The organism is Bacillus sp. TSO22 (assembly GCF_020223595.1).
GTDB lineage: Bacteria > Bacillota > Bacilli > Bacillales > Bacillaceae > Bacillus > Bacillus inaquosorum.
On the sequence record NZ_JAHAWO010000013.1, the window covers coordinates 130,698 to 143,378 of the forward strand.

Genomic DNA, 12,681 nt, shown 5'->3' on the forward strand with positions numbered 1-12,681 from the left:
TGATAAAAAAGACACTGCATCTGCGCAGTGTCTTTCGTTATTAATGTCCCGCCTTAATTCCGGCAAGATGTTTACGTCCCATGAGAAGGACAAGCATGCCGACAAAAACGACGATCCCGCCTACTGTATATGGTGTGCTTGCGGTGAAGTGTTCTGACAACATTCCCGCAATCCACGGAGCGAGCGCGCCGCCGATGAAGCGGACTGAGCTGTAGGCTGAAGACGCGATTGGACGTTCAACCGGCGCAGAACCCATCACAGCGGTTGTCATGATCGTATTCACCATACCGAGGACAGCACCGGCGACAACGATACATGTAATAATCAATGTCTGATGCTCTGTCCAGATCCCCATAATGATGAGAATGACCGCAAAGGAGATAAAGAGAACGACCAAGGAACGCACTGTGCCCATCGCTTTGTGCACGAGCGGCGCAGTAAAGACTGACGTAACAGCCAGCAGAAGGCCCCAGCCGAAGAAGACATATCCAAGACCATGTTCATCTAAATCCAGAACGAACGGAGAATAAGCAAGCAAAATAAAAAATCCAAAGTTGTATAAGAATGCAGATACCGCCATCGTCAGCAGACCTTTATATTTGAGCGCCTTCATGGCATCAAACACACCGACGCGTTTCGCCGGTTTCGGCAATTTCGGCAGCATGAAAGAAATCGCGATTAACGCAATAAACATCAGGACAGATACCCCGAAAAACGGTGCGCGCCATGAAATGCTTCCAAGCTCTCCGCCTGCAAGCGGCCCGACAGAAATCCCGAGACCGAGCGCAGCCTCATACAAAATAATCGCTTGGGCGCTGCCCCCGACTGACACGCCGACGATAACCGCAAGCGCTGTTGAAATAAACAAAGCATTACCTAATCCCCATCCTCCGCGATAGCCGACTAGCTGAGCAATTGAGCTTGAACTGCCGCCAAGCCCCGCAAACACAATAATAAAAATAAGTCCGAGAATTAACGTCCATTTCGCGCCGATACGGCTGGAAATGGCGCCTGAGAAAAACATCATAAATCCGGTTACAAGCAAATAACTTGTAAACAAGAGTGATACTTCACTAGGTGAAGCATGTAATTGTGCGGCAATTGCCGGAAGAATTGGATCGACCAGCCCGATTCCCATAAAGGAAATCACACAGGCAAACGCGACAGCCCATACCGCTTTCGGCTGACTGAGCAAGCCCGTTTTCTGATTCACTTGTTTTGTCTTATCCATTTGACCTGACCTCCATCTTTATTCCATTAAAAGAAACGCTACAAAAATAGCGTTTGGCAAACTTTTCATTCGATTGATTGAATAGCACGTTCCGCTTTATCTTTCATGCCTTGCAGGCGTTCTTTAAAGCTTTCGAATGTGCGGATTTTCTCATCAATCAAATCCAGCTGGTGATTCAGTGTTTCCTGAATTTCCTCCAGTTTTTCTTTCCGTTCCTTAGGATCCAGTGACAACAAATACCCCTCTTTGTTTAACTCTAGCTGGCGGCTGGTTTCCATGAAATGCTGAAGCTCCTGAAGGGAAAAACCGAGCACTTCTTTTGTGCTGATGACTTTCTCAAGCTCCTCCATATCATCCTCTGAATAAAGCCTTACGCCGCCGTCTGTCCGTTTCGGCGCCGGAATCAAACCGATTTCTTCATAAAACCGGATGGTCCGCTTTGTCAGCCCACTTCTTTTGGCTACTTGATCAATCTTCATCCATTCCAAGGTAAATCCCCCTTCGCCGTTTCTGTTCCCATTATACACCTTTTGAACCTTAACGTAAACGTAAAGTTTTGAAAAGCAATAAAAAAACGAGTGCATAAAGCACCCGTCTTTCACTGTCCTGTTTAAGCCAAACTTCCTGTCACTGACAGAGACTGCTTTTGAAGGCTTTCAGAAAGCAATTGATACGCAATCACTTTCTTCTTGTACTGCTTCACGACGTCAATATGGTCGTCGTAGCGGTACACAAACAGCTTCACATCATTTTTGCCTTTTTTCGTATCTATCACCAGCGGCGTACCGCCGTTTTCCGGATATAAATAACGCTCTTCGTCACCTGGGTAAATATAATACTTCTCCAGGAAGACAGCTTCGTTAAATTGGTCAATCACTTTCTGCTTCTCTTCCCCCTCAAGACGTTTTCCAGCTAGAGAGAGAACGGCATTTTCGTCACTCAGCTTGGCGTGCACCTCAAATTTGCTGAGCAGCCATTCCATGACGCCTGTTGGAAGACAGGTTAATACGATTTTCACCAGACTCATGAGGATTAACATCACGATAGTCAATGTCATACTTCATCATCTCCATTAGTTTTCCATGTGCCGCTGACACACAATTTCATCCTATCATAAGCAGGGTGTTTCGTTTTTGTACATTATGTGAAAAAAGCGCGGCCTGCTGCGGGCCGCGCTTTTCTAACTTTCAAGTTCTTCAATCATAAGGGACAATTCTGTCCAGCGGTCCATAGCCGCCTCAAGCTCTTCCGCCGTTTTCGCCTGTTCGGCCATCAGCTCTTGGATTTTTCCGAAATCGCTGCCTGCTGCGGCGATGTCAGCTTCAAGCTGCTCATGCTTTTCTTCCAGCTGGGCAATTTTATCTTCGATGCCGTCCCATTCAAGCTGATCTTTGTAGGAAAGCTTTTTCCGTTTTTTCTTCGGCTCAGCTTCGGGCTGTTTTGCTTCAGCAGCCGGTTTTTCAGCTGTTTTTTTCGCTTTTGATTCCTCCATGTAATCACTGTAGGAGCCTTGGAAGCGGGAAATGACACCATTTCCTTCAAACACAATCAAACGGTCGACGACACGGTCAAGGAAGTAGCGGTCATGGGATACGGTGATGACGACGCCAGGGAACTGGTCGATATAATCCTCCAGGACGCTTAATGTTTCGGTATCCAAATCGTTCGTCGGCTCATCGAGAAACAGGACATTCGGCTCCTGCATGAGAACCTGAAGCAAGTATAAACGGCGTTTTTCTCCTCCGGACAGCTTGCGGATATACGTCTGCTGCATCGAACGCGGGAAGAGGAAACGCTCCAGCATTTGTTCAGCTGTAATGATATCGCCATCCGCTGTTTTTACGACCTCCGCCGTTTCTTTTATATATTCAATGACCTTTAACTCGCCATTCATTTCACTATGATCCTGGGTATAGTAGCCGATTCTAACGGTCTGGCCGATCGCAATATGGCCGCCGTCTGGAGTATGACGGCCGGCAAGGGCGTTTAACAGCGTTGTTTTTCCGATGCCGTTTGGCCCGATGATCCCAATCCGTTCACCCGGTATGACCAGTTCATTAAAGCGGTCGACAAGTATGCGGCCGTCATAAGCGATCATCACGTTCTCCGCTTCAATGACCTGGTTGCCAAGACGGTGGGAGCCAATCGCAAAGTCGAGTGAGCCAGATGACTGAGGGCCTTTCTGCTCCTTAAGCGCCTCCACTCGGTCAATTCTCGCCTTTTGTTTTGTGGAGCGCGCTTTCGCTCCCCGTCTAAGCCAAGCCAGTTCGCGGCGCAGCAGGTTTTGCCGCTTCGTTTCCTTTTGCTCAGCCTGCGCTTCCCGTTCCGCGCGTTTTTCTAAAAACACTTCATAGTTGCCTTTGTACGTGTAGAGGCTGCCTCGTTCGAGCTCATAAATGCGGTTCGTGACACGATTTAAGAAATACCTGTCGTGCGTCACCAGCATGACGGCGCCGGGGTATTGGCTTAAATATCCTTCAAGCCACTCAATCGTTTCATTATCCAAATGGTTCGTCGGCTCGTCTAAAATCAGCAGATCAGCGGGCTGAATTAAGTTTTTGGCAATGGCCACCCGTTTTTTCTGACCGCCTGAGAGCTCGTTTACTGGCTTTGTTACGTCGTTGACGCCCAGCTTAGACAATACGGTTTTTGCCAAGGTGTTCGCATCCCACGCGTTGTTCGCATCCATTTTCGCCTGCGCAGCCAGCAGGTGCTTCTGGCGCTGTTCATTTTCGGGATCTTCCCCCAGTTCATTCAGCGCTTTTTCATATTCACGCAAGGTTTTCATCACAGCCGATTCACCGGAATAGATATGCTCCAGCACAGTTTGCCCCGCAGGCAGCTCCGGGTCTTGATGAAGAAATTCAACGTGCACGCTGCCTGATTTCGTGATGTCTCCCTCTTCAATAGATTCCAAGCCGGCAATCACTTTCAGCAGCGTGGATTTTCCTGTTCCGTTCGGCCCGATTAATCCGATTCTTTCATTCTCTTCAATATGAAAGGAGATGTGGTCAAATAATGTTTTATCTCCGTATGTTTTATACAGATTTTCCGCTTTTAATATGCTCATGGTTCCTATCAATCCTCACGTAAGTTCATGTGTACATTTTAAATCAGCCGTTGGAATAAAACTAGTAAAACGTCAGACAAAGTTCATGGAAATCAGGATAGAAAAAAGACCGGGGACGTTCGTCCCCGGTCTTTTATTCTTCCTCAAGTGCTTTTTCTGCCATTTTTGCGAGATGCTGTGCGCTTCCTGAAATCTCCTGCATCGTGGCGGAAATTTGTTCAACGGCAGCGGCTTGTCCGTCTGTATGCTGATTAATCGACTCGATTGATTCCTCCAGACCTTTCAGCAGGCTGTGGATTTTTTTCGTGATCTGGTCAATCTGGCCGACATTTTCTTTCGAATGCGTGGCTAGCTTTCTGATCTCATCTGCAACGACAGAGAAGCCTTTTCCAGACTCCCCTGCTCTCGCCGCTTCGATCGCGGCGTTCAGGCCGAGCAGGTTGCTTTGGTCAGAGATGCCTTTCACGGTTACTGAAATATCGGCGATTTCACCGGCGCTTTCGCTTACCTTTTTCGCCTGAGAGGAAATGCCCGACATTTGAGTTGAAAACCCGTTGATTGAATCAGAAATATCGGAAATGGCTGCTGCCGTTTGTTCAACAACAGCCGATAAGCTTTCCGCCACATCATGAAGCTTAGACGACTCCTCAAGGCTCGTTCCGAGGCCGACGCCCCCTATCACTCTTCCATTCTCGTCGTGGAGCGGGATGGCGCGTGCAATCAATGGGAAGCCGAACAATTCTTTCGGAACCATGCTCGTCTTCTTCTGATTGGTGCGGATGGCGTCTGTAATAATATCCCCTTCCTGCAGCGGATCGCCGGCTTTTACGTTGAGAGAAAAGGTTTTGGCAGGTATATTCACAAGCAGTTTTTCCGTATCGTAAATGCCGATTGTAATATCATCCTGAACCAGGCTGTTTAAATAAGGGGCTACTTTGACAAACGCGTTCAGAAGGTCTGCGGTTTCTTTTTCCGTTCTTATGCTCAATTCCATTCACTCCTATTCATTAATAAGGGAAGCTGCGTTTTTCGTGCTGGACCGAAATCCATTTCAGTGTCGTAAATTCTTCAAGGCTCCACTCGCCGTTCAAACGGCCGAGACCGGATTGTTTTTCACCGCCGAAGGCCACATTCGGTTCATCGTTGATTGTCGTGTCATTAACGTGAATCATGCCTGTTTCAATGCGCTTCGCAAAAGCCACGCCGCGCTCAAGGTTTGACGTATGTACGGCACCGCTCAAGCCAAACGGGGTTTCGTTTGCGATATCGACCGCTTCGTCTTCTGAATCAAACTTCATAAAGGAGACGACAGGTCCGAACAGCTCTTCCTTGGCAATGCTCATGAACGGTTTCACGTCTTTTAAGATCGTCGGTTCCACGATCGTTCCGTTAAATCCGCCAAGCTTCACTGGAACAGCGCCTTCTTCAATTGCTTTCTCAACAGATCTCATCAGCCCGTCAGTCTGTCTGCTGTTGATTAGAGGCCCGATAATCGTATCAGGGTCCATCGGGTCACCGACTTTCAGCGATTCCACTTTTGCCTGATACAGTTCAAGGAACTTATCATAAATTGATGAGTGAACAAGTACGCGGTTGGCTGACATACAAATCTGTCCTTGGTGTGTAAATCGGCTGAACACTGCCGCATTAACCGCATATTCGATATCCGCATCTTCAAGCACGATAAAGGCGCTGTTTCCGCCGAGTTCAAGAAGCGGCTTTTTAAAATGCTTCATCGCAAGCTGGCCGATGTAGCTGCCGACTTTCGTAGAACCTGTAAATGAGATGATCCGCGGCACCGGGTGTTCGACAAAGCTGTCTCCGATCTCTGCAATGTCTGTAACAACAACATTCAGCAGCCCCTCTGGAATTCCCGCGTTCTCAAAAATTTTCGCAATCAGCGTACCGCCGCAAATCGGTGTTTCCTCATGCGGCTTTAACACGACGCCATTGCCGGCTCCAAGCGCGGGCGCCACTGATTTCATAGATAAAAAGAATGGAAAATTAAATGGACTGATGACACCGACAACGCCTGCCGGCACGCGATATAATCTGTTTTCCTTGCCGTCTATTGTTGACGGAAGAATTTTCCCTTCCATGCGGACAGGGAACGTCGCCGCTTCTTTCATGATGTTTTTAACAAGCCCGATTTCAAAGGCCGCTTTGAGCCTTGTTCCGCCAAGCTCTTCCATAATCAAATAAATGATGGCTTCTTCGTTCTCTTCAATATACGTGACAGCTTTTTCTAAGATATTTCTTTTCTCGAACGGATTGACCGCATCCCATTTTTTCTTTGCCAGCGCCGCTGCTCGATACGCTTCATCTACATCGTCAGCAGTCGCTTTTTGGAAGGTTGTAAATGTTTTTTGAGTATAAGGATTTTTGTTTTCCAATACATTCGGGCTGCTGCCCTCCTGCCATTTCCCGCCGATAAACTGTTTATTCAACTCTTCATATTGAAACATGGTCAGCATCTCCTTTTTAACCGCAAGTCAAAATTGGGCGAATCTATTTTTTCTATCGGTTCACCCTGCATAAAATTGAATATGTTATTAGTAAAAATTACTATCCTATAATACGACAACGCTGTTTCGCTTCTATCGTTTAAAGTGGAAAAATATTTTATTGACTACGCTAAATTTCGACAATATAATACAACAAGAACTGTATATAATGATTAGAATATTTCGAATCTTCCAGGAGGAACTTTTGATGAGTTCATTATTTAGAAAAAAACCGCTTGAAACATTGAGTGCGCAGAGCAAGTCAAAAAGCCTTGCCCGTACGTTAAGCGCATTTGATTTAACCTTGCTTGGTATCGGTTGTGTCATCGGTACAGGGATTTTTGTCATTACAGGAACAGTGGCAGCGACCGGTGCAGGTCCCGCCCTTATCATATCGTTTATTTTAGCGGGGCTCGCCTGTGCGCTCGCTGCCTTCTGCTATGCTGAGTTTTCGTCTTCGATTCCGATTTCGGGAAGCGTGTACTCATACTCCTACGTGACACTCGGAGAGCTGCTTGCCTTTTTGATCGGATGGGACCTCATGCTTGAATATGTCATTGCGCTGTCGGCGGTTGCCACCGGCTGGTCTTCATACTTTCAATCACTGCTTGCCGGCTTCAACCTTCATATTCCGGTCGCACTGACAGGAGCGCCGGGAAGCACGCCGGGCGCCGTGTTCAATCTTCCGGCTGCAGTGATCATTCTCCTCATCACTGCGATTGTCAGCAGAGGCGTCAAGGAAAGCACACGCTTTAACAACGTCATCGTACTGATGAAAATCGGAATCATTTTATTGTTCATCATTGTCGGCATCGGCTATGTCAAACCGGAAAACTGGTCTCCTTTTATGCCATTCGGGATGAAAGGCGTCATTGTCAGCGCAGCAACTGTATTCTTCGCGTATCTCGGGTTTGACGCGGTTTCTAACGCTTCAGAGGAAGTGAAAAATCCGCAAAAAAACATGCCCGTCGGCATTATTTCAGCGCTTGCCGTCTGTACGGTTCTATACATCACGGTATCGCTAGTGCTGACAGGCATGATGCCTTATACGAAATTGAATGTCGGGGATCCGGTGTCCTTTGCGCTTAAATTCGTCGGCCAGGACGCTGTTGCCGGAATTATTTCTGTCGGTGCCATTATCGGGATTACGACGGTTATGCTCGCTTTGCTGTACGCTCAGGTCCGTTTGACATTTGCCATGAGCAGAGACGGCCTTCTGCCTGGATTGTTCGCAAAGGTTCATCCGTCATTTAAAACCCCGTTCCGCAACACATGGCTGACAGGTATCGTTGCAGCGGGGATCGCCGGGTTTATTAACCTCGGAACGCTGGCCCATCTGGTGAACATGGGAACACTGGCCGCGTTTACGGTCATTTCAATTGCTATCATTGTGTTAAGAAAGAAACATCCGGAAATCAAAGCGTCCTTCAGAGTGCCGTTCGTTCCGGTTGTGCCGATTATCAGCGCAGGCATCTGCCTTTGGTTCATGTACAGCCTTCCCGGCGTCACATGGCTTTCATTTGTGATCTGGATCGCTGTCGGAACACTGGTTTATTTCCTGTATTCAAGAAAACACAGCTTATTAAACAAATAATCTCTTTTCAGCCGGCGGTGCCTCAACCGCCGGCTTTTTCCTTTTTTTATGTGCTATACTTTCAGTACATATGAGAAAGGGAGACAAACTGATGAAACAATACCGCACTTTATTATTTGATGTAGATGATACCATCCTTGATTTTAAAGCGGCAGAAGCATTAGCGCTGCGTTTGCTGTTTGAAGATCAGAACATTCCTTTAACAGATGAAATGAAGACGCAGTATAAAACAATCAATCAAGGTCTCTGGAGAGCCTTTGAAGAAGGAAAAATTACACGGGATGAAGTCGTGAACACCCGTTTTTCCGCTTTGTTCAAGGAATACGGTTATGAGGCGGACGGCGCCTTGTTTGAGCAAAAATACCGCAGCTTTCTTGAAGAAGGGCATCAGCTTATTGACGGCGCTTTTGATCTTATCTCAAATCTGCAGCACCAGTTTGATTTGTATATCGTGACAAACGGTGTGTCTAAGACACAATACAAGCGTCTCCGTGATTCAGGATTATTTCCGTTCTTCAAGGATATTTTCGTTTCCGAAGACACAGGCTACCAAAAGCCAATGAAGGAATATTTCGATTACGTGTTTGAACGGATTCCCCAATTTTCAGCAGAGCACGCATTAATCATCGGCGATTCGCTGACTGCTGATATCAAAGGCGGACAGCTCGCCAGGCTTGATACGTGCTGGATGAACCCTGACATGAAGCCGAATGAGTCAGAAATCATGCCAACTTATGAGATTCGTAAGCTTGAAGAGCTGTATCATATTTTGAATATCGAATATACCGTCAGCTGCTAATCATGCTGACGGCGTTTCTTTTAGAAGAGTCTATTTTCCTCTTGATAAATTCTTCACCTTATGAATAATATGGTGATATGCTTTGGCTATATATGTAAGGAGGAGACTCATTTGGCTATTGCCGCCCCGCTAAAAGAAAAAACAGTTCAAAAACCCGGCACCACGGTGTATCCGATTTTGATTATCATCGGAATCTGCCACATGCTCAACGATTCGCTGCAAGCCGTGATTCCGGCCATGTTCCCTATTTTGGAACGCTCCATGAGCTTGACATTTACACAGCTCGGCATCATCGCTTTCACATTAAACATGGTGTCATCTGTCATGCAGCCTGTCGTCGGCTGGTATACCGATAAACGGCCGCGGCCGTACGCGCTGCCAATCGGTCTGACCGCCAGCATGCTCGGCATTTTAGGCCTTGCATTTGCCCCATCATTTGTAACGATTTTATGCTGTGTGTTTTTCATCGGATTAGGTTCGGCCATTTTCCATCCGGAAGGCTCCCGTGTGGCGTATATGGCAGCCGGCACAAAACGCGGGCTCGCCCAGTCGATCTATCAGGTGGGCGGAAACTCAGGCCAGGCGATGGCGCCTCTGATCACCGCGCTGATCCTTGTGCCGCTCGGGCAATTCGGCGCTGTTTGGTTCACGCTTGTCGCCGCGCTCGCTGTTATGTTTCTGCTGTATATTGCGAAATGGTACGCTGCACGTCTCGGAAGTCTTGCCCAGAAGTCCGGCAAACAAAAGAAAACGGCTGAAAACAAGGCTATCACCAAGTCTGTTGTATCTGCTCTTATCATTATTATATTTCTCATTTTTGCACGTTCTTGGTATACGAGTGCAATCGGCAACTTTTACACGTTTTACGCGATGGATACATATCACGTAAGCATTCAGCAGGCACAGAGCTATATTTTTGTCTTTTTGCTGTTCGGCGCTGTCGGCACGTTTCTTGGCGGCCCGCTTGCAGACCGTTTCGGAAAACGCTTCGTGATTCTCGGTTCGCTGCTCTGCTCGGCGCCGCTGGCGATTGTGCTTCCATTTTCCGGACCGGTGCTCGCCTATGGCGTGCTCGCATTGATCGGCTTGGTTCTGATGTCGAGCTTTTCCGTAACGGTTGTCTACGCACAGGAGCTTGTTCCTGGAAAAATCGGCACAATGTCCGGTTTGACCGTCGGGCTTGCCTTCGGAATGGGCGCGATCGGCGCTGTGGCGCTGGGCGCTCTGATTGACGCCGCGGGATTGACCCCGACAATGATCGCCATTGCCTTTCTCCCTGTCCTCGGCATCCTAGCCTTCTTATTGCCGAGCGATCAGAAGCTGAGAGAGTGGCATAGCTGAAAAACCCCTGCCATGCGGCAGGGTTTTTTTAATCCAGCTGTATAAAATGAGTATCAGGCACTGCGTGCTTCGGGATAAAGCCGTCCGCAAAGTCCGGGAACGCCGACTGTATTTCGTCAATCCATCTTTTCAGGTTTAACACATACGGCATATAAATCATTTCAATGGCCGCTTCGTCTTCAATCCGATAATACCAGCAAAGATTGAACTCATTTTCTGTCACCAGTGTAAACCCGGAGAAATGATAGAAAATCAGCGGCGTTTCATCTATATACACGCGGCCATCCTTTTGCCCGACCTTATAGTTTTCGATATTCCAAAGCGCTGTATTGGCTCCGATTGATTTGACAACATGCACACCCTTGTACTGCGCCGGCCACTTCTCCACATACCGTTGATCACCGTACGTCTTTCGTTCCGTATTCATTTCTACCGTACAAAATTCAATGCAGTCCTGTCTCCACTGCCACACCGCTTCATATGCTTCCTTCGTATTCCCGGCACCGACAAAACCTGTGTTATAGCGGCCGGTCCGTTCATAGTAGGACATGAACCGCGGCGAGTTGCGGTGATCGGTCAAATACAGAGAAGCCGTTGGGTTTTCCGCAAAAATACGTGATGGATCAGAAAAGAAGAACAGATCGGTATCCATATGGGCAAAGTATTCAGCATCATCCCACTTGCTCATGACATGGAATAAAAAGGCGGGCTTCAATGTCCAGCAATATTCATGAAACGTTCGATTGCTTTTCGCTTTCAGCAGCTCCGGGTCTTCCATTTCATGCAGCTGCACAAAGGTCACATGCTCCCATGGCACGTGCTGAAGCAATTCATACGCTTTCTGATCGACACACAGCACATACAAATGAAAATCATCGCAATGCTCATGGAGAGAATGAATCATGGGCATGAGCTTAAAGATATGCGTCCTTGACACTATCGTTGAAAAATGAAATGTACTCATCATACCACATCCAATTATCTAAGATCCACGTGCAGCAAATCGTTGACAAGCGCATACAACGCATTGGCAAAATCGTTCACGCCAAGCTTTTTCTTCGCTTTGGGCAGAAGCTTGCGGACAGTTTGTAAATCAAAGTTTTTCGCCGTCACCCTTGGCGCTTTCTTTTGCCAATCCGGGTCAATATTGCGCTCTTTGACAACATGGAGCAGCTCAAGAAACAGATTCAGCAGCATGTCGTATTTCTGAGATTCCAGCAGCTTATGAATATCAGTCATGATGCCGTTCGTCATGTCAGGAGGAAACGGCCCGTTAAAAGCGAGATGAACGTCTAAGGAGCGGATGTTATTGTATTTATCGCACATATAGGCAATGTTTGCCCGAATATCGTCTACAGACTTACAATTGCTCGGGTGCTCCTGATGAACACTGACAATATCGCGATGCAGCCTGAAGGTCAGTCCGGCCTGATGAAGCCTGATCCCAAGGTCGTAATCCTCAAACCCGTACCGCACAATGCCTTCATCAAATAAACCGAGGTCAACCACATGCTTGCGTCTAACAGAGGAATTATTCGTGATAAAAAAGCGCCATGGCATATGATAGCCTTTCAGGTCATCGCCGTACTCATCCAAAATCTTCTTGAGCACGTCAATAAAGTCGGTGTCAAGGTCAAAGCTTTTGTCCAAGAAGCTTCCGTTTTTGATATCCGCTTCATTCAGCAGCTTTTGTTTGTCTTTCTTCGGCATTTCGTCTACGATCTTTGCGAGCTGTTCCTTATGTTCATCTTCAAAGCGTTCATAATAAAAACTGTAGATCCGTTTCCAAAACAAACCGCACACGACGAGATTCTCTTCGTTCTCATGGGCTTTGATATGCTTTGCCACAAGATCCTTTGCCGCAAGCATATCGCTGTCATGGAAAATCAGGATATCTCCTCTGGCATTGCGAAGCGCCTGATTTCGGCCGTACGCAATGCCCCTGTTTTCCTTAATTCGTGTAAAAACCAGCGGAAAATCCGCTTGAAACGACTCGAGCATCGAGAGCGTCCCGTCCTCAGAGCCATTGTCCGCTACAATGACTTCAAATTCTTCATCGCACTCCTGCTGGTTTAATGACAGAAGGCTGTTATAGAGACGCTCCTTTGAATTATATGCAGGAATAATAACGCTTGCTTTCAC

10 protein-coding genes and 1 pseudogene are annotated in these 12,681 nt (G+C 47.3%); 3 read left to right on the plus strand and 8 right to left on the minus strand.

The window, feature by feature from the left end:
* Positions 1-40: 40 nt before the first annotated feature.
* The 6 genes and pseudogenes from KHQ79_RS16400 to yfmT all read right to left on the minus strand — a co-directional run bounded on the left by KHQ79_RS16400 (position 41) and on the right by yfmT (position 6,766).
* Positions 41-1,231, minus strand: coding sequence for an MFS transporter (locus KHQ79_RS16400; RefSeq protein WP_225516086.1), 1,191 nt, complete (start codon positions 1,229-1,231; stop codon positions 41-43).
* A 65-nt stretch (positions 1,232-1,296) separates the two neighbouring features.
* Entirely contained in the window at positions 1,297-1,719 is a 423-nt protein-coding gene (locus KHQ79_RS16405) for a MerR family transcriptional regulator (RefSeq protein WP_003239946.1), read from the minus strand.
* Between the two features lie 122 nt (positions 1,720-1,841).
* The gene (locus KHQ79_RS16410; RefSeq protein ID WP_003239949.1) at positions 1,842-2,288 is read right to left on the minus strand and encodes a YfmQ family protein; all 447 of its coding nucleotides are present in this window, start codon (positions 2,286-2,288) and stop codon (positions 1,842-1,844) included.
* Positions 2,289-2,411: 123 nt separating this feature from the next.
* A complete protein-coding gene (locus KHQ79_RS16415; RefSeq protein ID WP_225516088.1) occupies positions 2,412-4,301 on the minus strand; it encodes an ABC-F family ATP-binding cassette domain-containing protein in 1,890 nt (629 codons plus the stop codon).
* Positions 4,302-4,434: 133 nt separating this feature from the next.
* Positions 4,435-4,800, minus strand: a pseudogene (locus KHQ79_RS22435) (methyl-accepting chemotaxis protein); the annotation flags it as partial.
* Between the two features lie 508 nt (positions 4,801-5,308).
* Entirely contained in the window at positions 5,309-6,766 is a 1,458-nt protein-coding gene (gene yfmT, locus KHQ79_RS16425; RefSeq protein WP_060398136.1) for a benzaldehyde dehydrogenase, read from the minus strand.
* Between the two features lie 247 nt (positions 6,767-7,013).
* Here yfmT and bcaP point away from each other — a divergent pair, with 247 nt between their 5' ends.
* From bcaP to KHQ79_RS16440, 3 genes are all read left to right on the plus strand, one after another.
* Positions 7,014-8,399 carry a branched-chain amino acid transporter BcaP gene (gene bcaP / locus KHQ79_RS16430; RefSeq protein ID WP_225516092.1) on the plus strand — a complete coding sequence of 462 codons (1,386 nt, stop codon included), beginning with the start codon at positions 7,014-7,016 and terminating at the stop codon, positions 8,397-8,399.
* Positions 8,400-8,490: 91 nt separating this feature from the next.
* Positions 8,491-9,198 carry a YjjG family noncanonical pyrimidine nucleotidase gene (locus KHQ79_RS16435; protein WP_225516094.1) on the plus strand — a complete coding sequence of 236 codons (708 nt, stop codon included), beginning with the start codon at positions 8,491-8,493 and terminating at the stop codon, positions 9,196-9,198.
* Between the two features lie 111 nt (positions 9,199-9,309).
* Positions 9,310-10,539, plus strand: a complete 1,230-nt coding sequence (locus KHQ79_RS16440) for an MFS transporter (protein WP_003239961.1) — start codon at positions 9,310-9,312, stop codon at positions 10,537-10,539.
* A gap of 28 nt (positions 10,540-10,567) precedes the next feature.
* On the opposite strand, the gene KHQ79_RS16445 is transcribed toward KHQ79_RS16440, so the two are convergent.
* On the minus strand, positions 10,568-11,503 hold the full coding sequence (locus tag KHQ79_RS16445) for a putative nucleotide-diphospho-sugar transferase (protein WP_032732199.1): 936 nt from the start codon (positions 11,501-11,503) through the stop codon (positions 10,568-10,570).
* 14 nt (positions 11,504-11,517) lie between these two features.
* Positions 11,518-12,681, minus strand: a complete 1,164-nt coding sequence (locus KHQ79_RS16450; RefSeq protein WP_225516096.1) for a glycosyltransferase family 2 protein — start codon at positions 12,679-12,681, stop codon at positions 11,518-11,520.